General features: G+C 55.8%; 17 protein-coding genes. 7 read left to right on the plus strand and 10 right to left on the minus strand.

Going from position 1 to position 20,503, the window contains the following annotated elements; all coding sequences use genetic code 11:
• The first annotated feature begins 237 nt into the window (after positions 1–237).
• The 4 genes from HEP82_RS06945 to HEP82_RS06960 all read left to right on the plus strand — a co-directional run bounded on the left by HEP82_RS06945 (position 238) and on the right by HEP82_RS06960 (position 5,453).
• Positions 238–2,394, plus strand: coding sequence for an ABC transporter permease subunit (locus HEP82_RS06945; RefSeq protein ID WP_192457418.1), 2,157 nt, complete (start codon positions 238–240; stop codon positions 2,392–2,394).
• The gene (pstA, locus tag HEP82_RS06950) at positions 2,391–4,037 is read left to right on the plus strand and encodes a phosphate ABC transporter permease PstA (protein ID WP_192457419.1); all 1,647 of its coding nucleotides are present in this window, start codon (positions 2,391–2,393) and stop codon (positions 4,035–4,037) included. Before HEP82_RS06945 ends, pstA begins: the two co-directional genes overlap by 4 nt.
• Positions 4,038–4,054: 17 nt before the next feature.
• On the plus strand, positions 4,055–4,870 hold the full coding sequence (gene pstB, locus HEP82_RS06955; protein WP_192457420.1) for a phosphate ABC transporter ATP-binding protein PstB: 816 nt from the start codon (positions 4,055–4,057) through the stop codon (positions 4,868–4,870).
• A gap of 133 nt (positions 4,871–5,003) precedes the next feature.
• Entirely contained in the window at positions 5,004–5,453 is a 450-nt protein-coding gene (locus tag HEP82_RS06960) for a helix-turn-helix domain-containing protein (protein WP_192457421.1), read from the plus strand.
• Between the two features lie 393 nt (positions 5,454–5,846).
• On the opposite strand, the gene HEP82_RS06965 is transcribed toward HEP82_RS06960, so the two are convergent.
• The 6 genes from HEP82_RS06965 to ppiB form a co-directional block, all read right to left on the minus strand.
• Positions 5,847–7,217: an L-serine ammonia-lyase gene (locus tag HEP82_RS06965; protein WP_192457422.1), complete on the minus strand. Its 1,371-nt coding sequence runs from the start codon at positions 7,215–7,217 to the stop codon at positions 5,847–5,849.
• Positions 7,218–7,380: 163 nt separating this feature from the next.
• Positions 7,381–8,664: an HAAAP family serine/threonine permease gene (locus HEP82_RS06970; protein WP_192457423.1), complete on the minus strand. Its 1,284-nt coding sequence runs from the start codon at positions 8,662–8,664 to the stop codon at positions 7,381–7,383.
• Between the two features lie 661 nt (positions 8,665–9,325).
• Positions 9,326–10,396 carry a 5-(carboxyamino)imidazole ribonucleotide synthase gene (gene purK / locus HEP82_RS06975; RefSeq protein WP_192457424.1) on the minus strand — a complete coding sequence of 357 codons (1,071 nt, stop codon included), beginning with the start codon at positions 10,394–10,396 and terminating at the stop codon, positions 9,326–9,328.
• Entirely contained in the window at positions 10,393–10,902 is a 510-nt protein-coding gene (gene purE, locus HEP82_RS06980; protein WP_192457425.1) for a 5-(carboxyamino)imidazole ribonucleotide mutase, read from the minus strand. The genes purK and purE overlap by 4 nt, the downstream gene beginning before the upstream one ends.
• 222 nt (positions 10,903–11,124) lie before the next feature.
• Complete coding sequence (lpxH, locus tag HEP82_RS06985; protein ID WP_192457426.1) at positions 11,125–11,850, minus strand: UDP-2,3-diacylglucosamine diphosphatase; 726 nt, start codon at positions 11,848–11,850, stop codon at positions 11,125–11,127.
• Positions 11,851–11,859: 9 nt separating this feature from the next.
• Positions 11,860–12,354, minus strand: a complete 495-nt coding sequence (ppiB, locus tag HEP82_RS06990; protein ID WP_192457427.1) for a peptidylprolyl isomerase B — start codon at positions 12,352–12,354, stop codon at positions 11,860–11,862.
• A 338-nt stretch (positions 12,355–12,692) separates the two neighbouring features.
• Here ppiB and HEP82_RS06995 point away from each other — a divergent pair, with 338 nt between their 5' ends.
• A complete protein-coding gene (locus tag HEP82_RS06995; RefSeq protein ID WP_192457428.1) occupies positions 12,693–13,115 on the plus strand; it encodes a DoxX family protein in 423 nt (140 codons plus the stop codon).
• 355 nt (positions 13,116–13,470) lie between these two features.
• Positions 13,471–14,856: a cysteine--tRNA ligase gene (cysS, locus tag HEP82_RS07000; RefSeq protein WP_192457429.1), complete on the plus strand. Its 1,386-nt coding sequence runs from the start codon at positions 13,471–13,473 to the stop codon at positions 14,854–14,856.
• Between the two features lie 81 nt (positions 14,857–14,937).
• Here cysS and ybcJ read toward each other — a convergent pair whose 3' ends face one another.
• Together ybcJ and folD are read right to left on the minus strand one after the other, a co-directional pair.
• Positions 14,938–15,150 carry a ribosome-associated protein YbcJ gene (gene ybcJ, locus HEP82_RS07005; protein WP_015854342.1) on the minus strand — a complete coding sequence of 71 codons (213 nt, stop codon included), beginning with the start codon at positions 15,148–15,150 and terminating at the stop codon, positions 14,938–14,940.
• A 5-nt stretch (positions 15,151–15,155) separates the two neighbouring features.
• Complete coding sequence (folD, locus tag HEP82_RS07010) at positions 15,156–16,025, minus strand: bifunctional methylenetetrahydrofolate dehydrogenase/methenyltetrahydrofolate cyclohydrolase FolD (protein ID WP_192457430.1); 870 nt, start codon at positions 16,023–16,025, stop codon at positions 15,156–15,158.
• 480 nt (positions 16,026–16,505) lie between these two features.
• On the opposite strand from folD, the gene HEP82_RS07015 reads away from it, so the two are divergent.
• On the plus strand, positions 16,506–18,446 hold the full coding sequence (locus HEP82_RS07015; RefSeq protein ID WP_192457431.1) for a methyl-accepting chemotaxis protein: 1,941 nt from the start codon (positions 16,506–16,508) through the stop codon (positions 18,444–18,446).
• A 16-nt stretch (positions 18,447–18,462) separates the two neighbouring features.
• Here HEP82_RS07015 and hutG read toward each other — a convergent pair whose 3' ends face one another.
• Both hutG and hutI read right to left on the minus strand, forming a co-directional pair.
• Complete coding sequence (gene hutG, locus HEP82_RS07020; protein WP_192457432.1) at positions 18,463–19,263, minus strand: N-formylglutamate deformylase; 801 nt, start codon at positions 19,261–19,263, stop codon at positions 18,463–18,465.
• Complete coding sequence (hutI, locus tag HEP82_RS07025; protein WP_192457433.1) at positions 19,263–20,474, minus strand: imidazolonepropionase; 1,212 nt, start codon at positions 20,472–20,474, stop codon at positions 19,263–19,265. The genes hutG and hutI overlap by 1 nt, the downstream gene beginning before the upstream one ends.
• Between the last annotated feature and the right edge of the window lie 29 nt (positions 20,475–20,503).

Here is a 20,503-nt window from a genome sequence, read left to right on the forward strand (position 1 = left end):
TACACTATTTTTAATAAAGTGCAGCTACTATCTACCCGCATTGTGGCGTGCACATGACGATAAAAGCGAATGTACGGGCAGACTTACCATTGTCATATTCCAGGGGTAAAGGCAACATATGTACCCCATTTATGGTGATAGTAAGCCAAATCATCCGGCGGGCCGAATGTCGTTTCGGGCGCCAGACCGTATTGGCTACCGATTTCAAATGAACCGGCAGGATTGACGACGACAGCGATGGCAGACACAGGCAGATTACCGTATCGGGACAAACGGCGGGCGTTGATTGATCGCCTGACCCACCGGATCGTGGTGGGAAGCGGTTGGCTGGTGTTGCTGGCGCTGCTGTTGATTTTTTTCTATCTGCTGTATGTAGTGATTCCGTTGTTCTTCCCGCCCTCAATCCATGCAGTACAGGAAGTGACATTCGACGACCGGGAACCGGCGGTAGCGCTCGGCATCAGCGATGATGGTCAAACTGGTTTTCGTCTTGATCGTCATGGAAACGGCGAATGGATTTCGCTGACGCGCGGCCAACGCACCGCACGTCTTCCTCTTATGCCCGAGGTGGTTTTGACGGCCAGCAGCATTGATGAACGGCCGTTGCTGGCGCTGGGGCATCCCGATGGTTCAGTGAGCATCGTGCAACCTGATATGTCGCAGCCCGCAGGCGCGACGCCACAATGGCGGTTCCCCCTGGGCTCCAGGCCGTTGACGTTAGATGGCGATGCCGCGCCATTGCGATTATTAGCGATTGCCCATGGAGACGACGGCCCGCGCCTTGCCGTGGTGACGCAGGATAACCAGTTGCGATGGTATTTGCCGGGGGCGGCGGGTATGACGCCGGGCGGGCGAATTGCATTGGACGATGTTGTCGGGCAACTGTTGCTCGCGCCGGATGGGCAACAACTGTATACCTTGTCTGAACGTCGGTTAACGGTGTGGGAATGGCGCGGTTCGATGCTAAGTATACGTGAAACCCTGGTGCTTCCCGGCACGGCGCCTTTTTCGCTCTCCTTGCTGGCTGGTGGGCATTCGCTGTTGATCAATGACGCCAATGGCGTTCTCAGCCAGTGGTTTGATACCCCGACGGAGAACGGCATGCGGCTCACTGCGGCACGTCATTTTCCGGTGGCCGAACCACCATTCCGCCTGATTGTCGAACCCCGTCGTCGGGTGTTTGCCACCCTGACCCCCGCGGGGGCGTTTTCGTTATTCGCCAGTAAACAGCCGGGCGCATTGCTGACTGCACAACTGGCATCGTCGGCGACGTTGGCGGCATTTTCGCTGCATGGGCGAGCATTGTTGATTGAGTCGCCTCAGGGTTGGCATACCTATCAGTTGGATAATGCGTACCCGGATATCGGCTGGCGCGGGCTTTGGCAAAAGCTCTGGTACGAGAACTATCCCCACCCTGATTATGTCTGGCAGCCAACGGCGGCGGATGACAGTTATCAAGCCAAATTCAGCCTGACGCCTTTACTGGCGGGGACGCTCAAAGCGGCGTTTTACGCCATGCTGTTCGCCACGCCGCTGGCGCTGGCTGCCGCCGTCTATACCGCTTGTTTTATGGCACCGACGTTGCGGCGTTGGGTAAAACCGACAATGGAAATCATGGGCGCGTTGCCTACCGTAGTGATCGGGCTTATCGCGGCGCTCTGGCTGGCGCCGCAGATGGCCGATTATCTGGCTTCATTACTGCTGTTGCCGGTGCTGTGGACACTGGCGGTGCTGGCGTGCGGCTGGTGGTTGGATCGTTTGCCGGCGTGTTGGCGCAGGCGCTTGCCGACGGGGTGGGATGCCATGTTGCTGATCCCCGCCATGTTGCTGATGCTGGCGACGGCCTGCTGGTTGGGGCCACGGCTGGAGATGGCGTTGCTGGGGCAACCGCTTTGGCAATGGTTGGGCGACGGGTTCAGCCAGCGTAACGCGCTGGTCGCTGGCGTAGCGTTGGGTTTTGCCCTGATCCCGCTGATTTTTTCGCTGGCGGAGGACGCGCTATTCAGTGTCCCCGCTGCGTTGAGCCAGGGCTCGCTGGCATTGGGGGCGACCGCTTGGCAGACGTTGTGGCGCGTGATTTTGCCTTCGGCCAGCTCCGGGATTTTTGCCGCGTTGATGCTGAGTTTCGGCCGTGCAGTCGGCGAAACGATGATTGTATTGATGGCGACGGGCAACACGCCGGTGATGGATAACAGCCTGTTGCAGGGGCTGCGTTCGCTGGCGGCGAATATTGCTATCGAGATGCCTGAGGCGGCGATGGCGAGCGGCCATTACCGGGTGCTGTTTTTCGCGGCGTTGGCGTTATTCATTTTTACTTTTGTTGTCAACACGTTGGCGGAGACAATTCGCCAACGTCTGCGTCGGCGTTATCGCGATGAGGGAGAGCAGGCATGAAACGCTGGTTTGGCGGCGGCACGCCGTGGATCTGGCTGACGGCGTCTTCCATCAGCTTTAGTCTGATCGCGCTGGCGGCGGTGTTTATCCTGTTGGCTGGTCAGAGCGCCCGTTATCTCTGGCCGCAGCCGCTGTGGGCTTTCAGTTACAACGATCGGCAGGGCAGCCCGCGTCAGTTAATTGGCGAACTGTACAGTGAGCAGCCGCTTTCGCTGCAGCAGCGGAAAGCGTCCGGCATCACGCTGCCGTCGCAGGAGACGGTCAGCCGTTATCTGGTGAAAACCGGTATGCGGGAAGTGTACGGGCAGAGTTTCCAGACGTTGTTGTCCACCGATATCGCGCAAAGGGAGCGTGCTGCGGCATTGCTGGCGTTGCGCCGTACCGTCAACGGGATGGCGTATGGCTATCTGGACGGCATGACGGAGGATGGTCAGCCGTTGGTGGCGGAAAATCCGGCGACTGCGCTGCAACAACGTATTGCGCAAGTGCAGGTGTTGATGGGGCGTGCGCAGGACATTCGGTTGAAAAGCATGGTCAGAATCAACCAGCAGTTCGAGTCGTTGCGGTTGGACGAGCGTAAGCGCCTGCAGGAAAACCGGTTGGATAGCCGTACCCAGGCGCGGCTGCGGGCGGAGCGTATCGAGCTGGAGCGTCAGTTTGATGAGTTGAACCAGCAACTGGTCAGCCTTAACAGTGAAATTAATCGCACGACGTTGCTCCTGCGAGACGCCGATGGCCGGAAGCATGAGATCCCGGTGAAGTTGATTGAGGCGGCATGGTACCCGAACACCATGACCACCGTGCAGAAAGTGGCGCACGCCTGGCAGACGCTGGTATCGATGATGGCCCGTTTCTCGCCGGATAACAGCGGGCCGGGCCAACTGTTCCCCGCCATTTTCGGCACCATCCTGATGGTGATTCTGATGTCGATCATCGTGATGCCTCTGGGGGTGGTGGCGGCAGTATATCTACATGAATATGCTGATAATAATGGTTTAACGCGCTGGGTGCGGATCGCCGTGGCGAACCTGGCGGGGGTGCCTTCCATCGTCTATGGCGTATTTGGGCTGGGCTTCTTCGTCTATCTGGTCGGCGGAACGCTGGATTCACTGTTTTACAGCGCATCGTTGCCCAACCCGACATTGGGTACGCCAGGATTGTTATGGGCGTCGCTGACGTTGGCACTGTTGACATTGCCGGTGGTGATCGTGGCGACGGAGGAGGGGTTATCACGCATCCCAGCGTCGATTCGTCATGGGTCGCTGGCGTTGGGGGCGACACGCGCGGAAACGCTGTGGCATGTGGTGCTGCCGATGGCGGTGCCGGCGATGATGACCGGGTTGATTCTGGCGGTGGCGCGTGCCGCCGGTGAAACCGCGCCCCTGATGCTGGTGGGGGTGGTGAAATCGGTGCCGGCGTTGCCGGTGGACGACCTGTTCCCTTATCTGCACCTGGAGCGGAAATTCATGCATCTGGGATTCCAGATTTACGATCTGGCGTTTCAAAGCCCGGATGTGGAGGCGGCGCGCCCGCTGGTGTACGCCACGGCGCTGCTGCTGGTACTGATTGTGGTGGCGTTGAACCTGTCGGCGATTGGCATCCGCCATGTGCTGCGCGAAAAATACCGGGCGATGTCGCTGTGAGTAACGGGAGTAAATGGATGGGCATATTCAAACAGTCGGAATCGCTACCCTTGATGGATGTTCAGCAACTTAGCGATGAGCAGACGGCGTTGTCGGTGGATCACCTCAGCCTGTATTACGGCGGCACACAAGCGCTGTGCGATATCTCGCTGCGTATTCCGAAACATCGCGTTACTGCGCTGATTGGCCCTTCCGGTTGCGGTAAATCGACATTGTTGCGTTGCTTCAACCGCATGAACGATCTGCTGGATAATTGCCGGATTGAAGGCGATATCTATCTGCAGGATATGAAGATCAACGATCCCGCGGTGGATGTACCGAGGCTGCGTCGCCGTGTCGGTATGGTGTTTCAGCGGCCGAACCCGTTTCCGAAGTCCATTTACGACAATGTGATCTACGGCCTGCGGCTGCAAGGCGTGAAGACGCGCCGTGTGCTGGATGACGCCGTGGAGAGCGCATTGCGAGCGGCGGCATTGTGGCATGAGGTGAAAGACCGCCTGAGCGATAACGCACTGACTCTCTCCAGCGGCCAGCAACAGCGTTTAGTGATCGCTCGGGCGATCGCCATCGAGCCGGAGATTCTGTTGCTGGACGAGCCGACATCGGCGCTGGATCCGATTTCTACGCTGGTGATTGAAGAACTGATCGGGGCGCTGAAGCAGCGGTTTACGCTGGTGCTGGTGACGCATAATATGCAACAGGCGGCACGAGTATCGGATTACACCGCCTTTCTCCATCAGGGGCGCATTATCGAATATAACCACACCGATGCGTTATTCACCGCGCCGTCCGAACGGCGTACCGAAGACTACATCACCGGGCGTTTTGGGTGAATAGTCATATCTTTTTCTTATGAAAAATTGACCTGCGTCGAGAATCCGGCGTTTTGTTGCCGGCCCGCCTCCGCCATTTATCGGTGCAATGGTAGAATATGCGCACTTTAACAGCGGGGCGGCCAATAGCATTATGAGATTCAGCACCATGAGCGAAGGTGACATCATCACCGAGCTTTGCCGACGAATAAAAGATGCACGTATCCAGCAACGATTATCGCAGGTCGATTTAGCCGAGCGAGCCGGGCTGGGCATCGCCACCATCAAACGCGCCGAAATGGGCGAATCCATCACGTTGAGCAGCCTGTTGTCCATTCTGCGCGGCCTGAATCGGCTGCATCAGCTGGAAGGTGTCTTATTTGATGCCAGCGTGGAAACCTTCAATGCGCAGGTGAACGGCGAACAGTCGAAAACGCCGATGCGTATTCGCAAGAAAAATGCAGCCTTCCCGGCCGGCGCTATGCCAGTCGACGCTAGCGTACCCAAGGCGGCGACAGCCAGCAGCGCGCTGGATTGGTATGTCTCGGCGGCGGAAAACAACCTGATCTGGTCCTGGCCGAGTGGCGAAAAAAAGAACGTCTGACTTGCCGATGGCTGGTGACAGGTGCGCTTTGTGTGGGATGTCGGCGGTAGCGGTAAAACACGTGGGGCTTTTTAAGCACTAGCGGTAACGGATAACCCTGATGGTACCTGTGAGACGCTGGCGAGAGCGGTAAGATGGGCGGTGCTTTTCCGAAGCGTCAGCGGTAGTGGATAACCAGATAACCGTCGATAGCGTCAGTAATCAGTAATCAGTAATCAGTAATCAGTAACCGGTAAAAAGGGCCGATGCGTCTGCATCAGCCCTTTTTCTATAGTGTGATTGCCATGGTTCGAGTGGCTATTGTCCAGGTTGCTATTGTCCGCGTCGGGCGTGTCGCGCATCCATATCCGACATCCAACGCCTATCCCGCGCGGACGATGACCCGATCAACGTTTATTCACACTGCACCACTTTGATAGCCAGGCCGCCGCGCGAGGTTTCACGGTACTTGGCGTTCATGTCTTTACCGGTTTCGTACATGGTTTCAATCACTTTATCCAGCGATACGCGGGGTTCGCTGGCGCGGCGAATCGCCATGCGTGCGGCATTAATCGCTTTCACTGCAGCGATGGCATTGCGTTCGATGCAGGGAACCTGCACTTGGCCGGCGACCGGGTCGCAGGTCAACCCCAGGTTATGTTCCATACCAATTTCCGCAGCGATGCACACCTGTTCCGGATTGGCGCCCAACAGTTCAGCCAACCCTGCGGCGGCCATCGAGCAGGCGACGCCGACTTCCCCCTGACACCCGACCTCCGCACCAGAGATGGAGGCATTCATCTTGAACAGGATGCCAATAGCGCCCGCCGCCAGAAAATAACGTAAGCTGGTTTCCGGTGTTACCGGCTGAATAAAGCGGTCGTAGTAGGCCAGTACGGCGGGAATAATGCCGCAGGCACCGTTGGTCGGGGCAGTGACTACCCGCCCGCCCGCGGCGTTTTCTTCAGATACTGCCATCGCGAACATATTGACCCAGTCCATCGCGTCCATCGGATCGCTGGAGTAACGACCGTTGATGAACAGCAGACGGTGCAGGGCAGAGGCGCGGCGCGGTACGCGCAACGGCCCCGGCAGTACGCCTTCGGTATTCATGCCGCGATGGATACCGTTCTGCATGGTTTGCCAGACGCTGGCAAAGTAACTTTCCAGCGCTTCGCGGCTATGCATGGCGATTTCGTTTTTCATCACCACGGCAGACAGCGACAGGCAATTGTCATGGCAATGTTGCAATAGCTGTCGGGCGGAATAGAACGGCCAAGGGGCGCTTTCTTCCTGAACCGACGGCTTGCCGAAACTTTCCTGATCCACGACGAAGCCGCCGCCGATGGAGTAGTAGGTCTTGCTGTATAGCACCTCTTGCTGATCGTTGAGCGCGTTGATAGTCATGCCATTTTCATGCAGCGGCAGATTTTCCGGCTGAAAACGCAGTGCGCTGTTCAGCGGGAAACTGACCTCATATTGCCCATGCAACAGCGGCAAACGCTGAGTGTGTTGAACTTGTTGGATAAAGGCGGGGATAGCATCGATATCAACAGTATCCGGTAGATTACCCGCCAGGCCCATAATGATGGCGATATCGGTATGGTGCCCTTTGCCAGTCAGAGAGAGGGAGCCATAAACGTCCACCGTGATAGCGGCAACCGATGGCATCAGATCGCGACTGACCAGATCGTCCGTGAACATTTTGCCAGCTTTCATTGGGCCAACAGTATGCGAACTGGAAGGGCCGATACCGATTTTGAAAATATCAAATACGCTGACCATAAGGGGTTCCTTTCAGACTACGGCGTTGGTGATGGTGGCTGCCAGCGCCGGGGATAACAATGGGGTGTCGGGCGGTGTCGGCGCTATCCGGCAGCATGACGCGCGGTAGGGCGCGTTCGGCTCACCGGATAGCGCCGCACAAGGGCGGCGCGAAGCCCCGGGATTATTCAAACAGGGTGTAGATGATGGCGGTAATGGCAATCAGACCCAGCAGGGTGATGAACAGGTTGCTGAGTGCGCCACTGTATTTCTGCATCGCCGGTACACGACGGATGGCGTACATCGGCATCAGGAACAACAGACAAGCGATAACTGGGCCGCCCAGCGTTTCAATCATACCCAGAATGCTGGGGTTCAATGTAGCGACCAGCCAGGTGGTTAACAGCATGAACAGCGCGGTGATGCGGTTGAGTTTAACCGGAGAGACCGTTTTGCCGCGGCTGCGCAGGCTTTTCAATATCATACCGTTGAAGCCTTCGCTGGCGCCCAGGTAATGGCCCAGGAATGACTTGGAAATCGCAATGGTCGCGATGATGGGCGCCATGTAGCCCATAACCGGATTGTTAAAGTGGTTAGCCAGATAAGACAGGATGGAAATATTCTGTGATTTGGCTTCCATCAGATCCGACGGCGATAACGCCAGTACGCAACTGAACACAAAGAACATGACGGTCAACACCATCATGGTGTGGCTACAGGCCAGAATATGGGAGCACTTTTTCTCGGCATAGTCGCCATACTCGCGACGTTTAGCGACCGCGAAGGATGAAATGATCGGCGAGTGGTTGAATGAAAATACCATTACTGGGATCGCCAGCCACAAAGTAGCCAATAGGCCATTACCGGTAACGCTATTGCTCAGAGAAATATTTTCAAATACGCCAGTATTCCAGTGCGGGATTAAATAACAGGCCAGCATCATTAATACGGCAAGGAAGGGATAAACCAGAACACTCATTGCTTTAACAATGATGGCTTCGCCTAAACGAACAACAAACATTAACCCAAGAATAAGCACCAGCGACAGGATGGCGCGTGGCGGTGAGGGTAAATGAAGTTGATGAGTAATAAAACTATCTACGGTATTAGTAATGGCGACACTATAAACAAGAAGAATCGGGTAAATAGCAAAAAAATAAAGCAAAGTGATTAATTTACCCGCGCCGACGCCGAAATGTTCTTCCACGACTTCGGTAATATCTTCACCACCGTTTTTGCCAGATAATACAAAGCGACATAATGCGCGGTGAGAATAATAGGTCATCGGGAAAGCAATAATTGCCATGATAATTAACGGGATAAGCCCGCCAATGCCCGCGTTGATGGGTAAAAACAGCACGCCTGCGCCAATGGCCGTGCCATAAAGTCCCAGCATCCAGATGGTGTCGCTTTTGCGCCAGCCAGAGGCCTGATCAAGTGCCTGACCGCTGTCTTGAACTATGCTCATAGTTGTGTCTCCTTGGTGAACACAGGTATAAAAAAGTACCGTACTGGCTTGATGCCAATACTGAATTAATTTGCAGGTTCAAACATGAAATATCATGTTTTTGGGATAATCTGTTTGTGGCGGCATTCTATATCCGGGGTGGGTTTAAATAATAGCGGAGCGATCACACAAATGGATGGGGGTGAATTATTTTTATTTTATCTCATTAAAATTAAAATATCAATCCTGATGCGTTAAATATGCCGTAATTAAGGGTATCTATTTTGATGCGTTATATTGATTACGCTTAATTTATTCTGTCATCTGTATGTTAATAACGAATAATTAACGTATGCGCTAATTAATATCAAGATGCTTTTTATCGAGTGGGGAAATAATACCCTCGCTGGTTTATCTGTGGTACTAAAAAATGTCATAGACTGAATAAGTTTACGTTATCGGATTAAGAGCCTATCCCATTAGGGCTATTTCACTTGCCACTTTGGCCCTGGGCAGTGCTCGAAATCCTCATGTACTCCGCGTACGCTCCGGTTTCTGTGTGCTGTCGAGTCCAAACTGGCTGCGCCAATAACGCCTACTGGGATAGGCTCTAAGCCATACGCAACGGTGGCGGTGATGATGCCGGTCGTTCCTGCAGAAACGACCGGGGTAATAAGCCGTCTCAGTCAGTCAGACACTGTTGCGCCCAGGCCAAGCCCGATTGGTATTCCTTGGGCAGCAGCGGTGATAGCGACGCCAGCGTGCGGCACAGCAGAGAACGGTCTGAGTGATTGAAATTGAGATGCCCCACCTTGCGTCCCGGACGCACTTCTTTTTCGTACCAGTGCAGTCGCAGCAGCGGCAAGGCTAACCAGTCGATATTCACATCGGTACCGATCAGGTTGATCATCACCGACGGTGCGTCGACCTCCGGCATCGGCAGCGGCAAGTTCAATATGGCGCGTAGGTGCAGCTCGAATTGGCTGATGGAGGCACCGTTCTGCGTCCAGTGGCCGCTGTTGTGTACCCGCGGCGCCAGTTCATTGATCAGCAGACGGTCGCCGACGATAAAACACTCCATCGCCATTACGCCCACATAGTCGAGGCGGTTCATGATGGCGGACAGCATCTGTTCTGCCTGCTGCTGCAACTGCGGGGCGGGGTGCGGCAAAGCAACGCTGGCGCGTAGGATCCCATCCTGATGCAGGTTATGGGTCAGCGGGTAGAACACGCATGCGCCCTGCGCGCTGCGCGCGCCCACCAGCGAAACTTCACCGGAAAAGTTGATGCCCTGTTCGACGATGCATTCGCCGTAGCACTCGGCCGGCAGACTATTCTCTTCGCCGGGACGGATCCGCCACTGGCCGCGACCGTCGTAACCGCCGGTGCGGCGTTTGACGATCGACAGTTCGCCCAAGCGGGCGAAGACGCCCGGCCATTCCTGATCTGATGCCAGTAACTGCCAGGGCGCGGTTGCCAGATCGAGCTCATCCAGCAACTGCTTCTGGGTATAGCGATCCGCCAGCAGTGGGAAGATGTCGCGATTAACGAACGCCGGATGACGGGCCAGCTCGCGGGTGAGCGCGGTTTCCGGCCAACGTTCGATTTCAGCGGTGATAACGCTGTGATGCACCGGCACCGATTCCGGCTCCGCATCCAGCCCCACCGGATAAACGGCGATGCCCAGCGGTTCGCCCGCCTGACGCAGCATACGGCCCAATTGGCCGTTACCCAGTACGCAAACCGGTTTCATGCTTCCTCCCGCGGGTCGGGATGGTTCAGCACTTCGTCAGTCTGTGTTTGGCGCCAAACCGCCAAACGGCCTGCCAGTTCGCTGTCGTGACGCGCCAGAATTTGTGCGGCCAGCAGTGCCGCGTTGGCGGCACCGGCTTTGCCGATGGCCAGCGTACCGACCGGGATGCCGCGTGGCATCTGCACGATGGAATAAAGACTGTCGACACCGCTCAAGGCTGCGCTCTGCACCGGAACGCCCAGCACCGGCACTAATGTTTTGGCCGCCAGCATGCCCGGTAGGTGGGCGGCGCCGCCCGCGCCGGCGATGATCACATCAAAGCCGTTGTGTTCCGCCTGTTCGGCAAAACTGAACAGTTTGTCCGGCGTGCGGTGCGCGGAAACGATTTCGACATGATAGGGAAGGTTCAGCGTGGTGAGGATTTCTGCAGCAAACTGCATGGTGGCCCAGTCACTCTTTGATCCCATGACAATGGCGATTTTCGCTGGGGCAGCGTTGGATGACATGCCTGTAATGCTCCTGTGATTGCGCGTAGTGCGGGTGTCGTGCGGGTAGTGCAACGGTCATCGATACCACAGCGACCGGCGACGGAGCGCCGATCGCGAGGGCGTAGAGCATACCACGAGCCCGAAGGGAGGAAAACGGTTGCGTGGCGATGAAATGCGGCTTCCCGTGGAAAGTTGACTGTACGGCCGGCGCGTGAAATTTCCGGTTTACGTGGGAAACCTTCAGTACGGAAATGTGGTCAGCGTGATGTCGCCGTCCGGTGCGACGCGAATCGCCGATCCTGCCTGATGCCAGGCGCCCAGCACTGCACGCTCGGCGTGCTTTCCGTCGAGCAGAAGAACATGAATGGCCGGACGGTGGGTATGGCCGTGGATCATGCGATCAACCTGATGGTGGCGCAGGCGTTCAAACACGGTGTGCGGGTTGACGTCCATGATCGCCATGGATTTGGTCTGGTTCGCTTGCCGGCTGGCGGCGCGCATACGGGCGGCGATGCGTAGCCGAACAAAGAGCGGCAGGCGCAGAAATAGCCATTGAATCAGCGGATGATGAACTTTACGGCGAAAGTGTTGATAGGCGGCGTCGTCGGTGCAAAGTGTATCGCCATGCAGGATCAGCGTGCGGCGGCCGTAGAGATTGAGCACAGTCTCCGTCGGCAATAGCGTCATTCCGCTCTGGCGGGCAAAACACTTTCCTAACAAAAAGTCACGGTTGCCGTGGACAAAGTAGCAAGGGACGCCCTGTTGAGCGAGCGCTTGCAGCGCCGTAGCGATCGTCGCATGCAACGCTTTGGGATCATCATCACCGATCCAGGCGTCGAACAAGTCGCCAAGAATGTAGAGCGCATCGGCGTGCGACGCTTCTTCCTGCAAAAAACGCAGAAAACCGGCGGTAATCGCCGGCTCCTGTTCGCTCAGATGAAGATCGCCAATAAACAGCGTGGACATGCAGCGAAATTACTCGCTGATGGTCACTTTGGTGACGATGACGTCTTCTTTCGGCACGTCCTGATGCATACCGCTGCGGCCGGTGGCGACCGCTTTGATTTTGTCGACGACATCCAGGCCTTCCGTCACTTCGGCAAATACGCAGTAGCCCCAGCCGTTGGCGTTTTCAGCACGAAAATTCAGGAAGTCATTGTCTACTACGTTGATGAAAAACTGGGCGGTAGCAGAGTGCGGATCGTTAGTGCGAGCCATAGCCAGTGTGCCGCGGTTGTTTTTCAAACCGTTGTTGGCTTCATTCTTGATGGGGGCTTTGGTCGCTTTCTGTTCCATACCCGGCGCAAAACCACCGCCCTGGATCATGAAACCGTTAATAACACGATGGAAGATGGTGTTGTCGTAAAAACCGCTGCGGCAGTAGTTCAGGAAGTTTTCCACGGTGATTGGCGCTTTGTCAGCAAACGTATTGATAACGATATCGCCGTGATTGGTATGAAACGTAATCATAAATGAACCTTACTTAGCCATAATAAGTCATAAAGAAAGATGTTCACGGAAGCAGTGAGCCACCAAAAGCGCTCTTATAACATAAGTGAATGACTGAGTCAGCACGACGCCGTGGTAAAGCGCGGCTAAGGGGGGGAACGCAGGAATCTACTTCAAAATAACTTTCTTATTTCATTGATTTTAATGAATTAATTTGAATTAGAAAATTCTTGCGCTAAATCAATATTTAGTATCATTTAGATATGTTTTTTTACTTCCAAAATTTACTCTTATCGCAACTGAGATCTCCTCGCGTTAACACACTATCCTTGAATACAACCTTAATAGGCAGGTGAATTATGTTGGACCGGATTAATCAACTGTTGGACAAACCAGATTTAGGCAAGCTGATTCTTCGTGTGTCGTTTAGTGTGCTGATGTTGTTTCACGGTATTCACAAAGTTATCGCGGGTATCGGCGGTATTCAGGGAATGCTGGCGGCAAAAGGGTTGCCGGGCTTTATTGGTTACGGTGTGTTTGTCGGCGAGGTGATTACGCCGGTGCTGATGATTTTCGGTATCCTGACGCGCGCCTCGGCGCTGGCGTTCTCCTTTACCATGATCGTTGCTTTCTTGTTGGCCCATCCCGAAGCGATCTTCACGCTGGATAAAACCGGCGCCTGGGGTATTGAAAGCGTCGCCGTTTATTTCTTTGCCGGGATCACGATTGCTTTGCTGGGCAGCGGCAAGTATTCCGTGATGTCCAATCCACGCTGGCGTTAAGCCGTCGCTACTCGACGCAGCAGTAAGTCGTAAACGTAGTAAGTTGTCAGTTGTGTCGCGGGCCCGATCGAACGATCGGGCTCTTGTTTTTGGGCTCGGTGATAGTTTTTGGGCTCGGTGATAGTTTTTGGGTTCGGTGATAGTTTTTGGGCGCAGGGATAATGGCTTTATCGTCAGAGTGCGCCGGAAATAGCCGAGCGGCCAGCGATATTCACATTGCTGGCGGGTAGCGATCTTGCAATGGTGCAGGGTTCAGGGTTCAATACACAGCCTAAGTTGTAAAACCGGATAAAAACTGTCTTTTACGTGTACTGCAGCCGTGTGCCCATCGCCTGCGAAACCATGGAACGTCCTGATGCTAAAGATTTTTAACACCCTGAGTCGCCAAAAAGAGGAATTCAAACCTATTCACGCCGGCAAGGTTGGCATGTATGTGTGCGGGATAACCGTTTACGACCTGTGTCACATCGGGCATGGGCGTACTTTCGTGGCATTCGACATGGTTTCCCGTTATCTGCGTTATCTGGGCTACGACGTTAAATACGTTCGTAACATCACCGATATCGATGACAAAATCATCAAGCGTGCAGCGGAAAATGGCGAGACGATCGCGCAATTGACCGATCGCATGATTGCGGAAATGCATGCAGATTTCGCCTCTCTTAATATTTTGAGTCCGGATGAAGAGCCTCGTGCCACCCACCATATCGCCGAAATCATTGAACTGGTGGAAAAACTGATCGCCCGTCGCCATGCCTATGTGGCGGAAAACGGCGACGTGATGTTTTCGGTGGATACCGCGCCGGGTTACGGCGTATTGTCCCGTCAGGATCTGGAGCAGTTGAAGGCCGGCGCTCGGGTGGAAATCGCCGAAGTAAAACGCAATCCGATGGATTTCGTGTTGTGGAAAATGTCTAAACTGAACGAGCCGAGCTGGCCGTCGCCGTGGGGAAATGGCCGTCCGGGTTGGCACATCGAGTGTTCGGCGATGAATTGCAAACAGTTGGGTGAGCACTTCGATATCCACGGCGGCGGTTCTGATTTGATGTTCCCGCACCATGAAAACGAAATCGCCCAGTCGACCTGCGCCCACGGCGGCGAATACGTCAATTACTGGATGCATACCGGCATGGTCATGGTGGATCGGGAGAAGATGTCCAAGTCGTTGAACAACTTCTTTACCGTGCGTGATGTGCTGGCGCATTACGATGCAGAGACCATCCGTTATTTCCTGATGTCCGGTCATTACCGCAGCCAGCTCAACTACAGTGAAGAAAATCTGAAGCAGGCGCGCGCGTCGCTGGAACGGCTTTATACCGCGTTGCGTGGTACGGATGCGTCGGCGTCGCCAGCGGGCGGCGAGGCGTTTGAAGTCCGTTTTTGCACGGCGATGGATGACGACTTCAATACGCCGGAAGCGTATTCGGTGCTGTTTGATATCGCACGCGATATCAACCGCCTGAAAGCGGAGGACGCCGCAGCGGCTAATGCACTGGCGGCAGAGTTGCGTCGTCTGGCGGGCGTGCTGGGCTTGTTGGAGCAGGATCCGGAACTGTTCCTGCAAAACGGTGCGCAGGCCTGTGATGACGAAGTACAGGAAATTGAAGCGTTGATTAAGCAGCGTAACGATGCGCGTCAGTCGAAAGACTGGGCGGCAGCGGATGCGGCGCGTAACTGTTTGACCGACATGGGCATCGTACTGGAAGACGGCCCGCAAGGTACTATCTGGCGCCGTAAATAGTCTTGACTGCCAGACCACACGATAAAGGCCCGGTTTCGCCGGGCCTTTTCACATAGGATGACAGGGAGAAGAACGCGCGTGTCAATCCTGAACGGTCACTGATTCGCCGTGAAAAAGCACTGTCTGGCCGGCGATGATTTTGCAGCGTTTACGGGTTTCGGTTTGGCCGTTCACCGAGACTTCCCCGGCAGCGATAGCGACCTTGGCCGCAGCGCCGCTTTCGGCCCAACCCAACAGCTTCAGCAAGTCGCACAGTTCAACGTGCGGATGTTTATCGAGATGAAAAATTGCCATAAGTATCATGCCTGCACTGGAGTGTCGTGATATTCCTCGCATGCCTGCAAGGTATTCTGGATCAGGGTTGCCACGGTCATCGGCCCGACGCCGCCAGGCACCGGCGTAATGAGTGATGCGCGTTCTTGAGCTTCGTCAAAGCGAACATCGCCGACAACTTTGCCGTTTTCCAGGCGGTTGATGCCGACATCAATCACGATAGCGCCGGGTTTGATCCATTCACCGGGGATAAAGCCGGGTTTGCCGACTGCAACGATCAGCAGATCTGCATGCTCGACGTGGTGGCGCAGATCCTTGGTAAAGCGATGCGTCACCGTGGTGGTGCAGCCAGCCAGCAGCAGTTCCATACTCATGGGGCGACCGACGATGTTGGACGCACCGACGACCACGGCATTCAGACCGAACATATTGATGTCGTAGCGTTCCAGCAGGGTGACGATGCCGCGCGGCGTACAGGGACGCAACAGTGGATCCCGCTGGCACAGACGGCCAACGTTATAGGGATGGAAACCATCCACGTCTTTATCGGGCGCGATGCGTTCAATCACCCGGGTGTTGTCGATCCCCGCCGGCAGCGGTAATTGCACCAGAATGCCATCGATTGCCGGATCGGCGTTCAGCGCGTCGATAAGCGTTAACAGTTCTGATTCGGTAGTGGTGGCGGGCAGGTCGTAAGCACGGGAAACGAACCCGACCTCTTCGCACACCTTGCGTTTGCTGGTGACGTAAATTTGCGACGCGGGGTTTTCGCCCACCAAGACTACAGCCAGACCCGGTGCGCGTTTTCCGGCCGCCAGACGCAGTTTCACCCTGGCGGCGACTTCGTCCTTAACCTGCTGCGCAATCGTTTTACCATCAATAATTTTTGCAACCATCTACGGAAAATCCATCATTTTCAATGCGGGGAGATGCGTCTATTTTGGCAGAAGCGGCGCGGGCTGTCAGGCGTTGTGTGGTGATTAATTGCGAGGCGGCGGCATAAATGCCGTGAATGCGCGTTTTTTATCTGAAAGACAACCGGCTATGGCACCATGCATATCCATTACCTTTCCGAGTCGATGTCGCGGCGGTTTTGCCGGGGATCGTACTGTCACACCTTTCATTAACATACGCTTAACAGTACAGTGTTACTGATTTATGGCGGTTTTTTATGCCCGGAGATTGTATTTCAGTCATGCAATAACGGGCAGACTCCGCTTGGATTGCTACTCTCTACTATATCGTCGGGAAACCGGGGAGAGCAGACCGTGAAGCAATGTGCTTTGGGTTTTTCATTAACGATTCTGATGTGAACAGAACGAAATAAGAAAGCCATAACATTGAGGCTAGACTACACAAATCGTCGGGGGACGTTCATGTTGCGATTATCTTCACTTTCTATGCGATACAGGTTTGCGTTGGCGCTGATGCCATTGTTGATTGCGTTGTTATGGTTCTCTTCTAACGGCATGCTGGAGCGCCGTCAGGCAGAGCGGGAAATGGCGCAGTTTTCGCAGTTACTGACACTGGCGGAGTATGCGGGGAATGCCGCACACGCTATGCAGCGCGAGCGCGGTATGAGTTCCGGTTATATCGGCAGTAAAGGGCAGAAATTCGCCACGTCGCTGCGTGATCAGCGGCTTGAAACGGACAAAACGCTGGCCATCTTGTGGCAAGGCTGGGCAGCGTTGCCGCAGAACGAGATATCGGGCGTGATTGCACAACGCCTGAACACGCTCAAAGAGCGTCAGCAAGGGCTGTCTGCACTGCGTGCGCAAGTCGATACGTTTTCACTACCGACGTCGCAGGTCGTGGGGTGGTACACCGCCAATATCAGCGACATGATCGCCGTGGTGGGCGACATGGGCAATCTGGTGACGGAAGGGGAATTGGTGACGCGCGTGGTGGCGTATTACAGCCTGCTGAACTTCAAGGAACAGGCGGGCATCATGCGGGCGCTGTTGTCGGAAGTTTTTGCAGTGGATCGGTTCGGCGCCGGGCAGTATGAGCGGTTTAGCCAACTGGTGGGGATGGAAAATGCGTATGGCGCGGCGTTTAACCAGTTTGCGCAGCCGACGCTTAAACAGCGGATGCGGGATGGCCTCAACAGCCCCGATGCGCAGCCTGCGATCGCCATGCGTGATCTGGCGTTTGCCAAAGCGGCGACCGGCGGGTTTGGTGTGAATGCGGATGAATGGTTCAAGCAGCAGACGGTGCGTATCGATAGGTTGAAAGTGATCGAAGATGCGGCGGCGGAAACATTGCTGAGTTTTGCCCAACAACTGGAGCACAATGCGAAACAGAGTTGGCACGCCTATCTGGTCGGGATGGTCGTGGCGTTGGCGCTGGCATTGCTTTTGGCGGTACTGGTGGTGCGCAGCATTTATCGGCAGATGACCTCCACGCTGCAAACCATTGATGAAATGGGGAATGACTTGACCCGCCGGCTGTATGTACCGGGTAACGATGAGTTGTCGCAGTTGAACCGGGCTTACAACCGTTCGTTGGAAAATATTGAGCGCATTGTTTGCTCCATTAAGAAAAATGCCAGTCTGGTGGGGCGTGCCAGTAATGACATCTCACAGGGAAATCAGGATCTGGCCCAGCGTACCGATGCTCAGGCGGCGTCTCTGGTCGAGACGGCAAGCAGTATGGAGCAAATCTCCAGTGCGGTGAAACAGACCGCAGACTATGCGGCGCAGGCATCGGCATTGATGCATAGCATGGAAGAACGGATCATGCTGGCGGAGCAGATTTCCCGGCAGGCCAATGACGCGATGGCGCAAATCCAAAACTCCAGCGCACAGATGTCGCAACTGACAGGGGCGATTGACACCATCGCCTTTCAGACCAATTTGCTGGCGTTGAATGCGTCGGTCGAGGCAGCCCGAGCTGGCGAACAAGGCAAAGGGTTTGCCGTCGTAGCAACGGAAGTACGTAATCTGGCGCAGCGCAGTGCGAGCGAATCACAACGTATCCGGGAACTGATTTCCGCCAGTATTGAACAGGTTCGATCCGGCGTCATGCTGGTGGATAGCAGCAGCCAGACTCTACGCGAGATCATGACCAGTTCCGCACAGGTGCGGGATTTTGTCAGTGACATCGCGACGGCGGCGCGTGAACAATCGCTGGGCGTCGAGCAAGTGCATCAGGCACTTAACCAACTGGAACGGGTGACGCAACAGAATGCCACCTTGGTTTCACAGGCGGCTGACGCCAGCCAATTGTTGGATCGGCAGGCTAGCGATATGCGGGAAACCGTCGACCGCTTTGTGGTCTCGGATGAGGAACAACATAACGCATTGCCTGTTTACTAAGACTATGAAACGACGGTCAGGCGCGGTAGCGCGCCGCCGTCGATGTCACAAATGTCGTCACGATATTTTTCAGCATTGGTTGCAGTTCGGCGGCTTTGCCCAAATCCCAGTCGAATGGCGCCAGTTCACTCATGTAGTTGCATTGCGCCAGTTCCAACTGCATGGCGTGCTGGTGTTGATCCGGCTGTCCGTAGGCGCGGGTGATATGGCCGCCTTTGAAACGACCGTTCAGCACCCAGCTCCAGCGTTGCTGGGGCTGGCATACCGCCCGCAGCGCTTCTTCCGCCTCGATCGAACAACTCAAACCGCCGTTGGTGCCCAGATTCAAATCCGGTAAGCGCCCTTCGAACAAACGAGGGATCTGCGAGGCGATCGAGTGGGCGTCGAACAGACAGGCGTAACCGTGTTGCTGCCTGATGCGAGCCAGTTCCTGGATGATTTTCTGGTGATAAGGCTGCCAGATATCATGCAGATAACCCGCGCGAACGGCGGACGTCGGGGCTTTCCCCGGCAGAAATGCTGGCGTGCCGTCGAACAGGATATCCGGGAACAGGCCGGTGGTTGCGGTGGCATACAGCGGTTTGTCGTCGGCGGGGCGGTTCAGGTCGATAACGAAGCGGGAATAGCGGGCAATCAGCACGCTGGCGCCCATCTCCTGCGCGAACTGATACAGCCGGGGGAGGTGCCAGTCGGTATCCGGCAAGGGTTTAGCCACGTCGCTCAAGGCGTCGGCCACTTCCGGCGTCAGCGCTGTCCCGGCGTGCGGGATGCTCAGTAGCAACGGGCCATCGCCCGGAATAAAAGTGAATGCATCCATTAACGGGGTTCTCCACGGAAAATGGTGGTACAGGAAAGTTGACCGCCCAGCCAGTAAACCAGCTCTGCCGGGTGTGCAAGCGGCCAGTGGACAAAATCCGCCACTTTTCCCACCTCTAACGAACCGTGGCTGTCTTGTAAACCCAGCGCGCGAGCGGCGTGCAGCGTGACGCCCGCCAATGCCTCTTCCGGTGTAAAACGGAACAGCGTACAGGCCATATTCAGCATCAGGCGCAGCGACAGCGCCGGCGATGTCCCAGGGTTGCAATCGCTGGCGATGGCCATCGGTACGCCATAACGACGGAATAGCTCAACCGGCGGGCATTGCGTTTCCCGCAGCAGATAGTAGGCGCCGGGCAGCAGGACGGCGACGGTGCCCGCCGCGGCCATTGCGGCCACATCCTGTTCGGTGGCGTATTCCAGATGGTCGGCGGAGAGCGCCTGAAAGCGGGCGGCCAGTTCGCTACCGTGCAGGGAAGACAGCTGTTCGGCGTGCAGTTTGACCGGCAGACCGAGCGCCTGCGCCGCCGTAAACAGCCGCTCGACGTGCTGTGGGCTGAAGGCCAGATGTTCGCAGAAAGCGTCGACCGCATCGGCCAGGTGTTCCTGCGCCACTGCGGGCAGCAGCGACTGGCAAGCCAGTTCGATCCAGGCATCCGGTTGCCCCCGGTATTCAGGCGGAATGGCATGGGCCGCAAGACAAGTCGAGACGACGTGTACCGGCTGTTGCTGCGCCAACGCGCGGATAACCCGGAGCATTTTTAGCTCGGCGGCGACATCCAACCCATAACCGGATTTGATTTCAATCGTGGTGACGCCCTCGGACAATAGCGGGCGCAGGCGGGCCAGCGCCGAACGCAACAGGCTGTCGTGGTCGGCCTGACGGGTGGCGTTGACGGTGGAGAGGATACCGCCGCCCTGGGCAGCGATGTCGGCATAGCTAGCGCCGTTGAGGCGTTGTTCGAATTCATGGCTGCGATTACCGCCAAACACCAGATGGGTGTGGCAGTCAATCAAACCGGGGGTAATGATACCGCCGCCGAAATGGGTGACGCGCTCAGCTTGTATCTCCGGCATATCAGCGCGCGCGCCAAGCCAGACAATCCGGCCTGCGTTAACCGCCAGCGCGCCGTCTTCAATGATGTGATAACAGCCGTTACGCAAAGTCACCAGATTGGCGCCAAGCCACAGGCTATCGCAGTTGAGCATCACAGTCGCTCCTGGTTTTATAATCTTGTATA

The sequence above is a fragment of the Musicola keenii genome (genome assembly GCF_014855505.1).
Classification (GTDB): domain Bacteria; phylum Pseudomonadota; class Gammaproteobacteria; order Enterobacterales; family Enterobacteriaceae; genus Musicola; species Musicola paradisiaca.